The following is a 17,580-nucleotide window of genomic DNA, read 5'->3' on the forward strand; positions in this document are numbered from 1 at the left end:
GAAACCTCAGAGCTTGTCGGCGACGAGCTCGGTGAGGTCGACGAGGCGGTTCGAGTAGCCCCACTCGTTGTCGTACCAGGACGACACCTTCACGAGGTTGCCGGAGACATTCGTCTGACCCGCGTCGAAGACCGACGAGTGGGGGTCGAGCTGGATGTCGCTGGAGACGATGGCGTCCTCGTTGTACTTGAGGTAGCCGACGAGCTCACCTTCCGCCGCAGCCTTCTTGTACGCCGCGTTGATGACCTCGGCCGTGAGGCCCTCGGTCGGGGTGATGATCGTGAGGTCGACGATAGAGCCGGTGGGAACGGGCACGCGGTACGACGAACCGCTCAGCTTGCCGTTGAGCTCGGGCAGCACGAGACCGATCGCCTTGGCCGCACCGGTGGAGGCCGGGACGATGTTGATCGCGGCGGCGCGGGCGCGGTGCAGGTCGCTGTGCGGGCCGTCCTGCAGGTTCTGGTCGGCCGTGTAGGCGTGCGCCGTCATCATGAAGCCGCGCTCGATGCCGAAGTTGTCGTTGAAGACCTTGGCGAGGGGGGCGAGGCAGTTCGTGGTGCAGGAGGCGTTGGAGATGATGTTCATCGTCGCCGAGTCGTACTCGCCGTCGTTGACGCCCATGACGAAGGTGCCGTCGACGTCGGTGCCGGGAGCGGAGATGATGACCTTCTTGGCACCGCCTTCGATGTGCTTCTTCGCGTCGGCGGCCTTGGTGAAGCGACCGGTCGACTCGATGACGATGTCGACACCGAGCTCGCCCCACGGGAGGTTGGCCGGGTCGCGCTCTTCGAAGACCTTGATGGACTTGCCGTTGACGGTGATGGAGTCGGCGTCGTACGAGACCTCGGCGTCGAGGCGGCCGCCGACGGAGTCGTACTTCAGCAGGTGGGCGAGGGTCTTGTTGTCGGTGAGGTCGTTCACCGCCACGATGTCGAGGTCAGCTCCCTGCTCGAGCGCGGCACGGAGGAAGTTGCGGCCGATACGGCCGAAGCCGTTGATTCCGATCTTGACAGACACGTTGTCTCCCGGTTCATGTCGCGACGGCGACGGCGTTTCACCGCGCCACTCGCGAACTTGGTGTGTGAAGGAAAAAGGATGCCGGGTCACCGCCCGTCGCCGGGAGGGACCCGGCATCCTCACCTGGTCTTGAGACTACTACTTGAGCAGTCCGGCCGTCTTCTCGCGCGCCGTCGAAAAGCGCTCGGCGACGTTGCCCCAGTTGGCGATGTTCCAGACCGCCTTCACGTAGTCCGCCTTGACGTTGAGGTAGTCGAGGTAGAACGCGTGCTCCCACATGTCGAGCTGGAAGATGGGAACGGTGCCCTGAGCGGTGTTCGACTGCTGGTCGAACAGCTGCTGGATGATGAGCTGCTCGCCGATCGGGTCCCAGCTCAGCACGGCCCAGCCCGAGCCCTGGATGCCGGTCGCGGCAGCCGTGAAGTGCGCCTGGAACTTGTCGAAGCCGCCGAAGAACTCGTCGATGGCCGCCTTCAGCTCGCCCTCGGGCTGTCCGCCGCCGCCGTCGGTGGCCGGCGCGAGGTTGGTCCAGAAGATCGAGTGGTTGACGTGCCCGCCGAGGTTGAAGGCGAGGTCCTTCTCGAGCTTGTTGACATTGGCGAGGTTGCCGCTCTCGCGGGCCTCGGCGAGCTGCTCGAGCGCGGTGTTCGCGCCGGTGACGTACGCCTGGTGGTGCTTGTCGTGGTGAAGCTCCATGATCTTGCCGCTGATGTGCGGCTCAAGAGCTGCGAAGTCGTAGGGGAGGTCGGGCAGCGTGTAGATCGCCATGTTCTCTTCTTCCTGTCGTCGGCGCCGCAACTGCGCTGCGGCGATGGGACATTGCCATCCTATTGAGGTGCAACGCGAGGGCGAGGGGGTTGTTCCCTCTGAGAACGAGATGTAACGGCCTCCGACGACCTCAGTCCTCGAGACCCTCCGGTACCGCCGCGTCGGTGCCGGGGATGCCGTCGGCGACGGCCTTCTTGTCGGCCATGGCGAGCAGCCGTCGGATGCGGCCGGCGACGGCATCCTTGGTCAACGGCGGATCGGCGTGGTGGCCGAGCTCGTCGAGGCTGGCGTCGCGGTGCGAGAGGCGCAGTTCGCCCGCTTCGCGCAGGTGATCGGGAACCTCCTCGCCGAGGATCTCCAGGGCGCGTTCGACGCGCGCGCATGCCGCGACGGCCGCCTGGGCCGAGCGACGCAGGTTGGCGTCGTCGAAGTTGACGAGGCGGTTGACGCCGGCGCGCACCTCACGACGCTGCCGCATCTCCTCCCAGGCCTGAGCCGTGCGCACCGCACCCATCTCGGCGAGGGCGACGCGGATGGCCTCGCCATCGCGAACGACGACCCGGGGCACCCCGCGCACCTCGCGGGCCTTGGCGGCGATGCCGATCCGATGGCCGGCGCCCACGAGCGCCATGGCCGCCTCGCCGGACGGGCAGGAGATCTCCAGCGCCGCCGACCGACCGGGGTCGGACAGCGTACCGCTCGCAAGGAACGCACCGCGCCAGACCGCGGCGAGATCGTGGCGGGCGCCGGTGGTGAGCTTGTTCGGGAGCCCACGCACCGGACGGCGACGCGCATCGAGCAGACCGGTCTGACGCGCGAGGGTCTCGCCGCCTTCGATGACGCGGACGGCGAAGTGGCCGCCGGCGCGTCCGCCGGACGCCTGGACGCGGTGCAGCTCCGGGCGCACCCCGTAGATCTCCATGATGTCGCGGGCGACACGACGCGCAAGCGGGTCGGTCTCCAGTTCGGCCTCGACGGCGACGCGCCCGGCGATCGAGTGCAATCCACCGGAGAAGCGGAGGATGGCGGTGAGTTCGGCCACCCGCGCCGTGGGACGAGGGTCGCGCACCGCGGCCAGCTCTGACTTCACGTCAACGGTTGGCGACACAGCGATCCTTCGTTCGGGGGGTGCGGGACAAAGGGATAGCCTACTCGCGACCGAGGTCGCGATGCTTCACACGAACGGCGACACCGGGGATCTCTGCCAGCCGGTCGGCGAGTTCCCGCGCGGTGACCACCGAACGGTGCTTGCCCCCGGTGCAGCCGACCGCCAGCACGGAATGACGCTTGTTCTCACGCTGATAGCCCGCCAGCACGGGGTGCAGAGCCTGGGCGTACGCGTCGATGAACTCGCGCGCGCCCTCTTGAGCCAGGACGAAGTCGCGCACGGGTTCTTCTTCACCCGTGTGTCCCTTCAACTCGGGGATCCAATACGGATTCGGCAGAAAACGCATGTCGGCGACGAGATCGACGTCGGTCGGCAGACCGTATTTGAAGCCGAAGCTCATCACCGTGAGGGTGTGGCGCGCCTCTCCCGCGTCGCTGAAGAGGTCGACGACGCGCGAGGCGAGCTGATGGATGTTCATCTCACTCGTGTCGATGATGACGTCGGCGCTCTCGCGGATCACCCGGAGGCGATCGCGCTCGCGCAGGATGCCATCGAGAATCGTGCCCTCGCCCTGCAACGGATGCGGCCGCCGCACAGACTCGAACCGTCGCACGAGCACATCGTCTCCGGCGTCGAGGAACAGCACGCGCAGCTGGCGTCCCGCCCGCAGCGCATTGGTGACCGCCGGCAGCGCCTGAAAGAGATCGCGGCCGCGGACATCGACGACTGCGGCGAGCTTGGGAAGCGCTCCCCCGGCCATCTCGGTGAGTTCGAGGAGATGCCCGAGCATCTGCGGCGGCAGATTGTCGACGACGTACCACCCCAGGTCCTCGAGGGCGTTTGCCGCCGTGGTGCGCCCCGCTCCCGACATCCCCGTGACGATGAGCACCTCGCCGGCGCGCTGCTCGTCGGTCACGTGCTCTCCCTGGGTGTTCGGAAGCCGGTGCGGATGACCACAGCCTAGCGATGTGCGAGGCGCTGCTCGATCGCGGCCGCCAGTTTGGGGCCGATTCCGGGCAGCGCCGTCATCTCGTCCGCGGACGCATTGCTGAGCGCGGCGACGGAGCCGAAGTGCCGTAGCAGGGCCTTGATCCGTGCATCACCGAGCCCCGGAACCTCACCCAGCACGGTGGAGATGTCGCGCTTGCGGCGCTTTCGTTGATGGGTGATCGCGAAGCGGTGCGCTTCGTCGCGCAGGCGCTGGATCAGGTAGAGCGCCTCGGAGGTGCGGGGAAGGATCACCGGGAAGTCCTCCCCCGGCAGCCAGATCTCCTCCAAGCGCTTGGCGATGCCGCACAGTGCGATCTCGACGTGCCCGGCATCCTCGAGGGCGCGTGCGGCAGCCGCGACCTGTGGCGCACCGCCGTCGACGACCAGCAGCTGCGGACGGTATGCGAACCGCGGTCGTTTGCGCTCGGTGACCACCGGCGACTCGCCATCGGCGGGATCGACCGCCGCCACCGCCGTTTCCGCAGCGGCGGCAGCGGCCTCGTCGCGGTCGACGTGGGCCAGGCGACGCGTCAGCACCTGATAGAGCGAGTCGGTGTCGTCGGTCGTCTCCGCGATGCTGAAGGAGCGGTACTGATCCTTGCGCGGCAGCCCGTCTTCGAAGACCACCATGGAGGCCACGACGTTGGTTCCCGACAGATGCGACACGTCGTAGCATTCGATCCGCAGCGGCGCCTCGTCCATGCCGAGGGCGAGTTGCAGGTCGGTGAGAGCTTTCGTGCGCGACGTGTAGTCGGACGTGCGGCGCGTCTTGTGCAGCAAGAGCGCCTGCTGCGCGTTGACGGTGGCGGTGCGCATCAGGTCGGCCTTGCGCCCGCGTTGGGCGACCTGCAGGCTCACGCGCTTGCCGCGCCGCTCCTGCAGCCACTGCTCCAGCTCCGCGGCATCATCCGGCAGGCGCGGCACCAGGACCTGGCGAGGGATGTCGGATGACTCAGCGTCACCGTACGTGCGCTGGAGCACCTGATCCACCAAGTCGGCGGAGGAGATGTCGAGCTCCTTGTCGATGGTCGTCGCACGGACACCGCGTACGCGACCGCCCCGGACGACGAAATGCTGCACCGCCGCCGAGAGTTCATCCTCCGCGATGCCGAACAGATCGGCATCCGTGTCCTCGGCCAGCACCAGAGAACTGCGACTGAGCACCGCATCGATCGCCTGCAGCCTGTCGCGGTAGACCGCGGCCGATTCGTAGTCCATCGCCGCCGCCGCCTCGCGCATGCGCGCGGTGAGGTCACGCGCGAAGCGCTGGTCTCCGCCCGCCATGAAAGCGACGAAGTCGTCGACGATGGCGCGGTGCTCCTCGATCGTGACCTTCATCGAACACGGTCCGCCGCATCGACCGATCTGTCCCGGAAAGCACGGCCGTCCGGTCGCCATGGCCTTCTTGTACGACGCGTCGGAGCAGGTGCGGATGGGGAAGACCTTGATCATCAGGTCGATCGTGTCGTGCACCGCCCACACCTTCGGGTACGGGCCGAAATAGCGCGCTCCGGGAATGCGCCGATTGCGGGTCACGATGACGCGCGGCGCCTCGTCGGCCAAGGTGATCGCCATGTAGGGGTAGGACTTGTCGTCCTTGTAGCGCACGTTGAACGGCGGCGAGAACTCTTGGATCCACATGTACTCCAGCTGCAGCGACTCGACATCGCTGCCGACCACCGTCCACTCCACGGATGCCGCCGTGAGCACCATCCGGCGGGTGCGCTCGTGCAGGGTGTGCAGCGGCGCGAAGTAGTTCGACAACCGGGCGCGCAGATTCTTGGCCTTGCCGACGTAGAGGACGCGGCCGTCCGCGTCACGGAAGCGGTAGACCCCGGGCTGCGTGGGGATCTCCCCCGGCTTCGGCTTGTAAGGAAGCGCGTCGGCCATCGTCAGCCGGCCTTCCGCACCGGCCCCCGCGCCGTCGCTGTCGCATCAGACGGCCCTGCCGCGAGGATCTCGGCCAGGAAAGCGCCGGTGTGGCTCTCTTCGACGCGCGCCACCTGCTCGGGCGTCCCCGTCGCGACGATGCGGCCTCCGCCCGAACCACCCTCGGGCCCCAGGTCGATGATCCAGTCGGCTGACTTAATCACGTCGAGATTGTGCTCGATGACAACGACCGTGTTCCCCTTGTCGACGAGGCCGCCCAGCACTTTCAGCAGCAGAGAGACGTCTTCGAAGTGCAGCCCGGTCGTGGGCTCGTCGAGCACGTAGATGCTGCGCCCATTCGAGCGGCGCTGCAGCTCGGTCGCGAGCTTGACGCGCTGAGCCTCGCCGCCGGAAAGCGTCGTCGCCGACTGTCCGAGTCGGACATACCCGAGCCCGACGTCGACGAGGGTCTTCAGGAAACGGTGGATCGCTTGGATCGGCTCGAAGAAGTCGGCCGCCTCGGAGATCGGCATCTCCAGCACCTCGGCGATGTTCTTGCCCTTGTAGTGCACGGCGAGCGTGTCACGGTTGTAGCGCTTGCCGTGACAGACCTCGCAGTCGACGTAGACGTCGGGCAGGAAGTTCATCTCGATCTTGATCGTGCCGTCGCCCGAGCAGGCCTCGCAACGGCCGCCCTTGACGTTGAAGCTGAACCGACCCGGCTGATAGCCGCGCACCTTCGCCTCGGGCGTCTCGCTGAACAGGGTGCGGATGCGATCGAACACGCCCGTGTAGGTCGCGGGGTTGGATCGCGGTGTCCGCCCGATCGGGGCCTGATCGACGTGCACGACCTTGTCGAGGTTGTCGAGTCCGGTGATCCGGGTGTGCTTGCCCGCCACGCGGCGCGCTCCGTTGAGCTTGGTCGCGAGGACTTCGTAGAGGATGCCGTTGACCAGAGTCGACTTGCCCGAGCCGCTGACGCCCGTCACGGCGGTGAGCACCCCGAGGGGGAATTCGGCGGTGACGTTCTGCAGGTTGTTCTCGCGGGCGCCGACGACGGTCAGCATGCGCTTCTTGTCGATCTTGCGCCGCTTCTTGGGTGCCTCGATCGACCGCCGCCCGCTGAGATAGGCGCCCGTCAACGAGCGCTCTTCCTCGAGCAGCGACGACAGCGGACCCGAATGCACGACTTCGCCTCCGTCGACACCCGCGCGGGGCCCGATGTCCACGATCCAGTCCGACGCCTGCACGGTCTCCTCGTCGTGCTCGACGACGATGAGGGTGTTGCCCAGATCCTTCAGCCGGACGAGGGTCTCGATCAGCCGGCGGTTGTCTCGTTGGTGCAGCCCGATGGAGGGTTCGTCGAGCACGTACAGCACGCCCGTCAGCCCGGAGCCGATCTGCGTCGCGAGCCGGATGCGCTGGGCCTCCCCACCGGAGAGCGAGCCCGCGGAGCGTCCGAGGCTCAGATAGTTGAGTCCGACCTGCACGAGGAAGTCCAAGCGCGCGCGGATCTCCCTGAGGACGGCGGCGGCGATCTTGGCTTCGCGGTCGGTCAGCTCGAGCTGCGCGAAGTACTGCTGCGCGTCGGCCAGACTCATGCGCGACGCATCGGCGATCGAATGGTCGTGCACCAGGACGGCCAGCACCTCGGGCTTCAGACGGTCGCCGTGGCACACGGGACACGGGACCTCACGAAGGTACTCCGCCCATCGCTGGCGCTGCGCGTCGGTCTCGGCCTGGGTGTACTGACGCTCGATGTAGGGCACCACCCCCTCGAACCCGGACGAGTAGCGCATCTCCCGGCCGTAGCGGTTGCGCCACTTCACCGTGACCTTGTAGTTCTCGCCGCGAAGGATCGCATCCTGGACGTCGGTGGACAGGTCCCGCCACGGTGTGTCGAGCGAGAAGTCGAGGTCATCGGCCAGGCCCACCAGGAGGCGCTCGTAGTACTGGTACAGCCCCTTGCCCTGTGTCGTCCATGGGATGATGACGCCGTCGTTGATCGACAGCTCTTCATCGCCCAGCATCAGCTCGACATCGACCGACATCCGCGTGCCCAGACCGGAACAGGTGGGGCACGCGCCGAAGGGAGCGTTGAACGAGAAGGTACGCGGCTCGATTTCGGTCAGCTGCAGCGGATGCCCGTTCGGACAGGCGAGCTTCTCGCTGAAACTCACCCACGCGTCGTCGCCTTCTTCGTCGACGAAGTTGATCTGCACGATGCCGTCGGCGAGGCCGAGCGCGGTCTCGACCGAGTCGGTGACGCGGCCGAGGATGTCGCCACTTGCCACGAGCCGGTCGACCACGACCGCGATGTCATGCTTGTAGCTCTTCTTGAGCGTCGGGGGCTCCGCGAGCTGAATCAGGTCGCCGTCCACGACGGCGCGGGCGTATCCCTTGGCCGACAGCTCCTTGAAGAGGTCGACGAACTCGCCCTTCTTCTGCGTCACGACCGGCGCCACGATCTGATAGCGCGTGCGCTCGGGCAGCTCCATGAGCTGATCGGCGATCTGCTGCACGGTCTGCCGCTGGATCTGGGCGCCGCACTCGGGACAGTGCGGAACACCGATGCGCGCCCACAGCAGACGCATGTAGTCGTGGATCTCGGTGATCGTGCCGACCGTCGAACGCGGGTTGCGGTTCGTCGACTTCTGATCGATCGAGACGGCGGGACTCAATCCCTCGATGAAGTCGACGTCCGGGCGATCGACCTGACCGAGGAACTGCCGCGCGTACGCGCTCAGCGACTCCACGTAACGACGCTGACCTTCGGCGAAGATCGTGTCGAAAGCGAGGCTGGACTTGCCCGAACCGGAGAGGCCGGTGAAGACGACGAGGGAGTCGCGCGGGATGTCGAGATCCACGTTCTTGAGGTTGTGGACGCGGGCTCCGCGCACGCTGAGTTTCGACGAGGCAACAGGGACGATGGGCACCGGACAAGTCTAGGTGTGGCCTCCGACACCGGATCCGAGGTGCGCTCTCGGCGTACCCTCCTCAGTCCGGCCGACGGCCGGCGAAGGGGGCGAGACCGTCGCGCAGTGCCGCAAGTTGGTCGGCATCCATCCCGACTCTCGCCATGATCTGCGCCGGCACGTCGAGAGCCCGTGCCCGTAGAGACGTGCCGTCGGCGGTGAGCGCGATATCCAGCACCCGCTCGTCGTCAGTGCGGCGCGTGCGACTGACCCGCCCCTGCACCTCGAGGCGCTTGACGAGCGGCGACAGGGTGGCCGGTTCCATCGCAAGCTCCTCCGCGAGCTCACCCAGCGAGCGCGGCGAGTGCTCCCAGAGGGCGAGCATCACGAGGTACTGCGGGTGCGTCAGGCCGAGGGGATCGAGGACAGGACGATAGATGGAGACGACGTTGCGCGCGGCCGTCACGAGAGCGAAGCACAGCTGGTTCTCGAGCTTCAGCAGATCGTCACGCGCATCCATGCCTCTACTGTACTCATTTCGTTAGTACACTAATGTTCATGACACGAAACGATGCCGAGCGGCCGCCGCTGCGTCAACGGGTGCGCGACGCCGGCGGGTGGTACACGTACCTCAACACGCGGCTCATCCGCCTGGCCGGTCCCGCGTCGGTCGGTCCGTACGAGAGCGAGCCCGAGCCGGCCCGCGCCGAGCGCGCCTGCCCGCTCTGCGGCCACGCGATGTCCCAGCACACGTTCGACCGCAGCGGCCCGAAGCCGCTCATGCACTGCCCCTGATCAGGATCGCCCGTCAGGCGCGCTCGAACGTCATGATCGCGCACGCTGCCGCAGCGCCCACTCCACCTCGTCGGGGTCGCTGTGCGGAACGATCACGCCGTCTCGCATGATCTGGTGACGCTCGTCGCCCTTACCCACGATGGCGATGAGGTCGCCCTCCCGGGCGAGTTCGACGGCCTTGTGGATCGCCTCGGCTCGGCCGCCCACGTCGAAGACCTCTGCGCGCGAGCCGCGCGTACCGGCGACGACGGCTCGCCTGATGGTCGCGGGGTCCTCGTCGGCGGGATTGTCGTCGGTGACGATCACGATGTCCGAGGCCATCGCGGAGAAGCGGCCCATGAGCGGGCGCTTGTGCGCATCGCGATTGCCGTTGGATCCGATCACCGTGATGATGCGCCCCGGCGTCAGAGGCCGCATCGCGCGCAGCAGCGCGTTGATCGCCTCGGGCTTGTGGCCGGCGTCGATGACGACCTGGAACTCGGCATCCACCGGGACGAACTGGACCCGCCCCTCGACGCCCGCGAAGTTCGCAATCCCCGCCACGGATGCCGAGAGAGGATGACCCACGATGTCGAGGGCCGCGACCGCGGCCAGGATGTTGCTGACGTTGAACTCTCCCACCAGGGGTGTGGTGAAACGCTCCGTCTGGCCATCGGGTCCGATCACGGTGAACGAGGAGCCGTCCAGCCGCAGGTCGATGTCGACGGCGCGCCAGTGCGCGTCGCGACCCGTCACCGAGAACGACTGCGTGTTCAGGTCGGCATCGGCATGCAGGCGCCGCCCGGCCCGGTCGTCGACGTTCACGAGCGCGACACAGGACATCGCCGGCGTCAGCAGCTCGCGCTTGGCCAGCAGATAGGCCTCCTGCGTGCCGTGGAAGTCGCGATGGTCGTGGCCGAGGTTGAGGAAGATGCCGACGTCGAAGCGGAGGCCTTCCACGCGACCCATCGTGATGGCATGGCTCGACACCTCGGAAGAGACCACCTCGACACCGCGCTCGCGCATGAGCGCCAGCAGCGCGTGCATCTGCGGGGCTTCCGGAGTGGTGAGAGTGGACGGAACGGCGACGCCGTCGATGCGCGTTCCCATCGAACCGATCACCCCGGTGTGCCGGGATTGACGCGCTGCATCGACGAGATAGGTCGTCGAGGTCTTGCCCTGCGTGCCCGTGATGCCGATCGTCTTCAGCGCACGCGCAGGCTGGTCGTAGAACCAGGCGGCGAGCCCACCCAACACCCGACGGGGGTGCCCATCGACGACGATCCGTGGGAGCGCGGAGAGTCCTGTCGTGGCGTCGATGATGTCGGCGCCGGCGGCGTCGGTGAGCACCGCGACCGCCCCGGCTTCCACGGCGTCGGCAAGATAGCGCGCGCCGTGAGTCCGGGCCCCCGGCTGGGCGAAGAACAGATCACCCGGCTGCGTCGAGGCCGCGCTGAGAGCGATACCCGTGACGAACGCGTCACCGGCGACGAGAGACGCACCGACCTGATCGGCGATGTCGGCGAGTGAGCGAGCAACGACGTTCTGCGGACGGTTCGCGGCGGGCTGCGCAACCCCCATTCCGGCCTCCGAAGGATCCGACGGGGAGGACTGCTCGATGCTCACTCGGCGACGATAGCAAAACAGTGCGAACCCGGCTGTCAGCATCGCCGTGCGAAGCCCGAGTCCACCCTGCCGGCGACACCGCCTGCACGTCGTTCAGGTGGTGCGGCGCGCTGGACCTGCTTACGCGTGGCCGGCATTCACCATGGCCCGCAGCTCCTTCTTGAGATCCTGCACCTCGTCGCGGAGCCGCGCGGCCAGCTCGAACTTCAGCTCACCGGCCGCGGCGAGCATCTGCTGCGAGAGATCCTCGATGGTCGCCTCGAGCTGCATGGCACCCTCTGCCGCGATGCCCTCCCGCCGCAGGCGCGGCGTCGGCGAGCCTGCGCGACCCGAGCCGCCGCCACGAGCCAGAAGCGCCTTGGTATCGGACGCCTCGCGTGCCAGCACGTCGGTGATGTCGGCGATCTTCTTGCGCAGGGGCTGCGGATCGATGCCGTGCGCCGTGTTGTACGCGATCTGCTTCTCCCGGCGACGCTCGGTCTCCTCGATCGCTGATCGCATCGAGTCGGTCATGTTGTCGGCGTACATGTGGACTTCACCGGAGACGTTTCGCGCCGCTCGACCGATCGTCTGAATCAGTGACGTCCCGCTGCGCAGGAACCCTTCCTTGTCGGCGTCGAGAATGGCGACGAGCGAGACCTCGGGCAGGTCGAGCCCCTCACGCAGCAGGTTGATTCCAACCAGCACGTCGTAGACACCCTGTCGAAGCTCGGTGAGCAGCTCGACGCGACGCAGCGTGTCGACGTCGGAGTGCAGGTATCGCACGCGCACACCGTGCTCGCCGAGGAAGTCCGTCAGCTCTTCGGCCATCTTCTTGGTCAGGGTGGTGACGAGCACGCGCTCGTCTCGCTCGACCCGCACCCGGATCTCCTCCAGCAGGTCGTCGATCTGCCCCTTGGACGGCTTGATCACGATCTGCGGATCGACCAGACCCGTCGGTCGGATGATCTGCTCGACGACGCCGTCGGCGATACCCATCTCGTAGCGGCCCGGCGTCGCGGACAGATACACCGTCTGACCGATGCGGTTCTTGAACTCGTCGAAACGCAGCGGGCGGTTGTCGAGCGCGCTCGGAAGCCGGAAGCCGTGGTCGACCAGCGTGCGCTTGCGCGACGCGTCGCCTTCGTACATGGCGCCGATCTGCGGCACCGTGACGTGCGACTCGTCGATGACGAGCAGGAAGTCGTCGGGGAAGAAGTCGAGCAGCGTGTGCGGCGGCTCGCCGGGCTCGCGACCGTCCATGTGTCGGGAGTAGTTCTCGATGCCGGAGCAGAAACCGAGCTGCTGCAGCATCTCGAGATCGAACGTCGTGCGCATCCGCAGGCGCTGTGCCTCCAGCAGCTTGCCCTGGCCCTCCAGCTCCGCCAGCCTCTCGGCCAACTCGGTCTCGATCGTGCCAATGGCGCGGTGGACGGTATCGGTGCCCGCGACGTAGTGCGACGCCGGGAAGATGGGCACACTGTCGAGCTTCTGGACGACGTCTCCGGTGAGGGGATGGAGCATGTAGAGCGCTTCGATCTCGTCGCCGAACAGCTCGATGCGGACGGCGTACTCCTCGTAGACGGGAATGATCTCGATCGTGTCGCCGCGCACACGGAAGTTGCCGCGCGAGAAGTCGACGTCGTTGCGGTTGTACTGCATCGCTATGAACTTGCGGATGAGGGCATCGCGGTCGTACCGCTCGCCCACCTGCAGGGCGACCATCGCGCGGAGGTACTCTTCGGGCGCACCGAGACCGTAGATGCACGACACCGTGCTGACCACGACCACATCGCGACGGCTCAGCAGCGAGTTCGTCGTCGAGTGACGCAAGCGTTCGACCTCGGCGTTGACGGACGAGTCCTTCTCGATGAAGGTGTCCGTCTGCGGCACATAAGCCTCGGGCTGGTAGTAGTCGTAGTAGCTGACGAAGTATTCGACGGCGTTGTGCGGCATCAGCTCACGGAACTCGTTGGCCAGCTGCGCCGCGAGGGTCTTGTTGTGGGCCAGCACCAGCGTGGGACGCTGTACCTGTTCGATCAGCCACGCCGTCGTCGCCGACTTGCCGGTACCGGTCGCGCCGAGCAGGACGACGTCGGTCTCCCCCGCGTTGATACGGGCCGCGAGCTCGGAGATCGCCTGCGGCTGATCACCGCTGGGCGCATACTCGCTGACGACCTCGAACGGCCGGACGGATCGCGTGGTCTGCATGCCTCCAGCGTAGGCTCGGCCTCCGACATCGGCCGCGTCGTTCGCCCTCGGCGTCCTCGTTCACCCAGGCCCTCCCGAGGCGCTCGGCCCGCTCGGCCCCGTACTGTGGAACCATGCTGGAGTTCCTCGTCGGGTCCGGCCTCGCCGCGGCCGCGGGGCTGAACGCGTGGATGCCGCTGTTCGCACTGGGGCTGTTGGACCGTTTCGTGCCGGTGATCGATCTGCCCGCCTCCTGGTCGTGGCTCTCCAGCGACGTCGCCCTCTGGATCACCGGTGTGCTGCTGGTCGTGGAGATCGTGGCCGACAAGATCCCCGCGGTCGATTCCGTGAACGACGTCCTGCAGACCGTGGTGCGCCCGGCATCCGGGGGCATCGCCTTCGGCGCCGGTGCGAGCGCGCAGACGGTGCGCGTCGACGACCCGAGCCTCTTCGCGGGCGCCGCGTGGGTGCCGATCGTCGTCGGCGTCGTGATCGCCCTCGCGCTGCATGCCCTCAAAGCGTCGGTGCGCCCCCTCGCCAATGTCGCAACCGCGGGCGTCGCCGCCCCCGTCCTGTCGGCGGCGGAGGATGTATCTGCGGGAGCACTCATCGTGGCCGCGATCTTCGCGCCCGTTCTGGCCGGAGCGCTCGTGGTCGCCCTCATCGTGTCGGCCGTGATTCTGCTGCGTCGTCGTCGACGCCGCCACCGCTCAGGGACGTCCGTCGCCTCCGTACCGCGACCGTGAGCGCGTACCTCAGCGCGAGGGGTGCAAGCGCCTCCACAGCGCCTCGACCTGCGCACTGGTCTCGGCCAGCGACCCGGCTGTGTCGATGATGACGTCGGCGACGGCCAACCGCGTGTCATCGTCGACCTGCGACGCCAGCCGCGCGCGGGCGTCGGCGGGGGTGAGCCCGCGCAGCGCGACGAGGCGCTCCTCGCGCAGGGATGCCGGGGCGTGCGCCACGACGATCAGATCCCACGGGTCGTCGGCCCGCGCCTCGACCAGCAGCGGCACGTCGTAGACGACGACCGCATCGGGATCGGCGGCGAACGCCGCGGCGAAGCGCCGGCCCGACTCTGCCGCCACGGCCGGATGGATGAGGGCGTTGAGGCGGCGACGGGCGTCGTCGTCGGAGAAGACGACCGCTCCCAGCGCTGCGCGGTCGAGGTTGCCGTCACCGGCGATCACGCCCGGACCGAACGCGGCGGTGATCTGGTCGAGCACCGGAGACCCGGGAGCCTGCAGCTCGCGGACGATGGCGTCGGCGTCGACGATGACCGCACCGTGCTGGGCGAGGAGGCGCGCGATGGTCGATTTGCCGGAGGCGATGCCACCGGTGAGCGCGAGAAGGGGCATGCCTACGAGGATGCCACGTCGGCGTCGGCCGGAGCCGTCGACGGCGGCGCCACGAAGACGGAGGCCTCTGCGATGCGCGCCGCGCGCAGAGCCGCCGAGCGCGCAGCACTCATGAGGATTCCCGGGTCGTACCCGAGCGACGAGGTGAGTCCCACTCCGACGCCCACCGACGCGAGACGGCCGTGTGCGACCGCGGTGAGCTCGTCGATGGCGCCCCGGAACAGCGCGCTGCCGACGCGGCGGGCATCGGCGGTCGATTCGGCGAGAGTGCAGATGACGAGCTGCCCGTCACCGTCCTCGCCGACCAGAGCCGCGGCCGGCGCGAAGGACCGAGCCGCATGACGGCAGGCGGCCGAGATCGTATCGACCACGTCACCGCCGAAGGCGTCGCCGATCTCGTCGAGGCCGTCTGCGCGAAGCACGATGACGGCGATGCCCTCCTGCCGCCACGAGGCTCGCTCCACGATGTCGGCGAGGGCTCCGGCGAAGGTTCGCGGCAGCATGACACCGTCGGCGGCGACACCATTGGAGGTCAGCCACTCGTAGCGCTGCCGCGTCGTGCGCTGCGAGCGCAGCACCGACATGACGATCGCCGCCACCATCGTCAGGATCACCGTGACGATGTTCGCACTGATGGAACCGAGCCACCGGGAGAACAGCTCGCTCTGCGGCCCGAGCGCCACGAAGACGACAAGGCGCACGGCGTAGAACACCCCCGCGGCCGAGAGCACGGTCGACAAGGCCCAGGCGCTGCGCAGTCCGCGCATCGGGCTGCGCAGCGATTCGGCGGCACCGGCTCCGAAGAACACCACGAGCGATGCCGCCATCGCCCACCAGCCACCCCAGCTGCCCCGCGTCGGGTACTCGATGAGCGCGGCGACGAAGGTGATGACCGCAAGCGTCCCGACCGCCACCGACGAGACGAGGACGGAGCGGTCGTTGAACCGTCGGCATCCCAGAAGCATGAATCCCGGCACCGAGACGAACAAAGCGTTGCCGACCGCGACCGAGACCGCACCGCCTACACCCGCAGACCACGCCATGTAGGCGAGCGTTGTCGCCAGTCCGCAGAAGAACGCCACCGCCCACAGCCGTCCGGGGCCGGTATCGCGGCGCAGCAGGGTGTCGATGATGAAGGTCAGACTGGCGACTGACGCCACGATGGCCGTCATGACCGTGACGCTGAACAGATCGAGATTCATGCCCCGTCCTTGTCGGTGAGCTCGGCCGATCCGGGCGGGAGTCCGGTGGACGCCTCCCGGTCGAAGACCTCGCGGGTCGCCGGCAGCACGACGGTGAAGACGCTGCCCTCCCCCGCGGTCGATTCGACGGCGATGGACCCGCCGTGAGCGGCGACCAGATCACGTGTGATCGTCAACCCCAAACCGTTGCCCGGCACGGACGGCACGGCTCGGAAGAACCGCTCGAACACTCGCGCGGCCGCATCGGGGGCCATGCCGATACCGGTGTCGGCGACCCGAACCGTCGTGTGAACGCCGTCGGTCGAGGTGGATGCCGTCACCCGGCCACCGTCGCGATTGAACTTCACCGCGTTCGCCACCAGATTGTCGACCACCTGCCGGATGCGGGCCGGATCGGCGTACGCCTCGGCCGCGCCCGACTCCTCCACGCGAAGGTCGACGAAGCGCCCCTCTGCGACCGGCTCGAGCCCTGCCGCTGCAGCGCGGACGATCTCCGTCATGTCGACGACGCGAGGGTGCAGGCGCGTATCGATCGACGACCCCGACCGCGACGACGCCGACAGGATGTCGGTGACGATCCCCAGCAGCCGCTCACTGTTGCGGTACGCGGTGTCGACCTGTCTGCGAGCGTCATCCGAGAGCCCACCGCCGTCGAGCGCCAGCTCGAGATACCCGAGGATCGACGTCAGCGGGGTGCGAAGCTCGTGGGAGATCGAGGCGACGAGGTCGTCGCGCACCCGCTGCGCGTCCCGCTCCGCCGTGATGTCGCGGACGATCAGCAGCGCTCCGGCCGGGGCTCCGTTGTGATCGGTGAGATGGCGCCCAGCGAAGGCGAACGCGCGTCGGCGGCCGTCGGCGAGCGCGAACCACAGGACGACGTCGTCGAACGACTCGTGGCGCTGCAGACGCACCAGCGGATGCTGCTGAGGATCGAGCGGCACCAGCTTCTCGTCGGTGACGGCATCCTCACCGCCGCTGCCGGGAAGGAATCCGGGGATGCGGCCGAAGCGGAGGAGCGCATCGTTCTCGAGGACGACCTCACCCGCGGCGGAGAGGCGAATGACTCCGAAGTCGACCGTGTCGAGCACCTCGCTGACCAGCTGCTCCTGACGCAGCGCCTCGCGGTGCGCCGCCGACACGCGCACCGCCTGACGGTCCAGCAGCATCCGTTGCGCGCGGAAGCGACGGGAGGACGTGTAGCTGGCGACGGCGACGGCGACGATGACGACCGGAAGGAGGACCACCGCGTACGTCCCCGCCGGCGAAGCGCCGGTCGCAAGGATGAACCAGTATGTGAGCGGGATGCCGACCACCGAGATCGCGAACCCCGCCCGCCCGATGGCCGACAGCCACATCGCCGGAAACACCCACAGCAACCCGAACGCGGCGTTCGGCTCGGCGATGCGCATCAGGGCGATCGCCACGATGTCGACAATCGGGATGACCGTCACCGCGTACAGCGGCAAGCGGGACCAGGGCACTGCGAGGCCCGCCACTCCCCCGAGGACGACGAGCAGCACCGCGATGCCGAAGAGGCCGCCGTCGGTGAGGGATGCCGTGGCGATGCCGAGGAAGAACAGCACGCCGACCACGGCGCACAGCACGAGCTGATTACTGGCCGCGGCGCGGTCGCGCAGCTGGCCGCGGATGCGGCCGTCTGCGGGCGCGGTGGGGCTCGGGGGGCTCGCCATGGGACGACGTTACAGCCGGGGAGCCCGCGACGGCAGGAGGTGACGGCACAGGGCCGCCGCCCGGACGAATCCGGGGCGACGGCCCTGTGCGAA

At 68.0% G+C, this 17,580-nt stretch carries 14 protein-coding genes; 2 read left to right on the top strand and 12 right to left on the bottom strand.

Annotation, left to right across the window (positions count from 1 at the left end):
* Window positions 1–6 precede the first annotated feature (6 nt).
* The 7 genes from gap to ACT53O_RS08260 all read right to left on the bottom strand — a co-directional run bounded on the left by gap (window position 7) and on the right by ACT53O_RS08260 (window position 9,187).
* Entirely contained in the window at window positions 7–1,017 is a 1,011-nt protein-coding gene (gap, locus tag ACT53O_RS08230) for a type I glyceraldehyde-3-phosphate dehydrogenase (RefSeq protein ID WP_036321523.1), read from the bottom strand.
* A 138-nt stretch (window positions 1,018–1,155) separates the two neighbouring features.
* Complete coding sequence (locus ACT53O_RS08235; protein ID WP_036287922.1) at window positions 1,156–1,785, bottom strand: superoxide dismutase; 630 nt, start codon at window positions 1,783–1,785, stop codon at window positions 1,156–1,158.
* 130 nt (window positions 1,786–1,915) lie between these two features.
* Entirely contained in the window at window positions 1,916–2,893 is a 978-nt protein-coding gene (gene whiA / locus ACT53O_RS08240; RefSeq protein ID WP_036287924.1) for a DNA-binding protein WhiA, read from the bottom strand.
* Window positions 2,894–2,933: 40 nt separating this feature from the next.
* On the bottom strand, window positions 2,934–3,809 hold the full coding sequence (gene rapZ / locus ACT53O_RS08245; protein WP_036321514.1) for an RNase adapter RapZ: 876 nt from the start codon (window positions 3,807–3,809) through the stop codon (window positions 2,934–2,936).
* Window positions 3,810–3,853: 44 nt separating this feature from the next.
* Complete coding sequence (gene uvrC / locus ACT53O_RS08250) at window positions 3,854–5,773, bottom strand: excinuclease ABC subunit UvrC (RefSeq protein ID WP_476151769.1); 1,920 nt, start codon at window positions 5,771–5,773, stop codon at window positions 3,854–3,856.
* 2 nt (window positions 5,774–5,775) lie between these two features.
* Window positions 5,776–8,688: an excinuclease ABC subunit UvrA gene (gene uvrA / locus ACT53O_RS08255; RefSeq protein WP_112931634.1), complete on the bottom strand. Its 2,913-nt coding sequence runs from the start codon at window positions 8,686–8,688 to the stop codon at window positions 5,776–5,778.
* 61 nt (window positions 8,689–8,749) lie between these two features.
* Entirely contained in the window at window positions 8,750–9,187 is a 438-nt protein-coding gene (locus tag ACT53O_RS08260) for a MarR family winged helix-turn-helix transcriptional regulator (protein WP_036320963.1), read from the bottom strand.
* 32 nt (window positions 9,188–9,219) lie between these two features.
* Between ACT53O_RS08260 and ACT53O_RS08265 the strand changes: the two genes are divergently transcribed.
* Entirely contained in the window at window positions 9,220–9,462 is a 243-nt protein-coding gene (locus ACT53O_RS08265) for a hypothetical protein (RefSeq protein WP_036287935.1), read from the top strand.
* 30 nt (window positions 9,463–9,492) lie between these two features.
* On the opposite strand, the gene ACT53O_RS08270 is transcribed toward ACT53O_RS08265, so the two are convergent.
* Together ACT53O_RS08270 and uvrB are read right to left on the bottom strand one after the other, a co-directional pair.
* Entirely contained in the window at window positions 9,493–11,067 is a 1,575-nt protein-coding gene (locus ACT53O_RS08270; RefSeq protein WP_476151772.1) for a UDP-N-acetylmuramoyl-L-alanyl-D-glutamate--2,6-diaminopimelate ligase, read from the bottom strand.
* A gap of 120 nt (window positions 11,068–11,187) precedes the next feature.
* The gene (gene uvrB / locus ACT53O_RS08275) at window positions 11,188–13,257 is read right to left on the bottom strand and encodes an excinuclease ABC subunit UvrB (protein WP_036287941.1); all 2,070 of its coding nucleotides are present in this window, start codon (window positions 13,255–13,257) and stop codon (window positions 11,188–11,190) included.
* 113 nt (window positions 13,258–13,370) lie between these two features.
* Here uvrB and ACT53O_RS08280 point away from each other — a divergent pair, with 113 nt between their 5' ends.
* Entirely contained in the window at window positions 13,371–13,982 is a 612-nt protein-coding gene (locus ACT53O_RS08280; RefSeq protein WP_476151774.1) for a DUF4126 domain-containing protein, read from the top strand.
* 9 nt (window positions 13,983–13,991) lie between these two features.
* Here the strand turns inward: ACT53O_RS08280 and coaE are convergent, their stop codons facing one another.
* Genes coaE through ACT53O_RS08295 form a run of 3 tightly spaced genes read right to left on the bottom strand, consistent with a single transcriptional unit; the run spans window position 13,992 to window position 17,487 of the window.
* Window positions 13,992–14,594, bottom strand: coding sequence for a dephospho-CoA kinase (gene coaE, locus ACT53O_RS08285; RefSeq protein WP_476151776.1), 603 nt, complete (start codon window positions 14,592–14,594; stop codon window positions 13,992–13,994).
* Window positions 14,595–14,596: 2 nt separating this feature from the next.
* Window positions 14,597–15,796 carry a nucleotidyl cyclase domain-containing protein gene (locus ACT53O_RS08290; RefSeq protein WP_476151778.1) on the bottom strand — a complete coding sequence of 400 codons (1,200 nt, stop codon included), beginning with the start codon at window positions 15,794–15,796 and terminating at the stop codon, window positions 14,597–14,599.
* A complete protein-coding gene (locus ACT53O_RS08295) occupies window positions 15,793–17,487 on the bottom strand; it encodes a sensor histidine kinase (RefSeq protein ID WP_476151780.1) in 1,695 nt (564 codons plus the stop codon). The genes ACT53O_RS08290 and ACT53O_RS08295 overlap by 4 nt, the downstream gene beginning before the upstream one ends.
* Between the last annotated feature and the right edge of the window lie 93 nt (window positions 17,488–17,580).

The sequence above is a fragment of the Microbacterium sp. DMC48 genome (genome assembly GCF_056313825.1).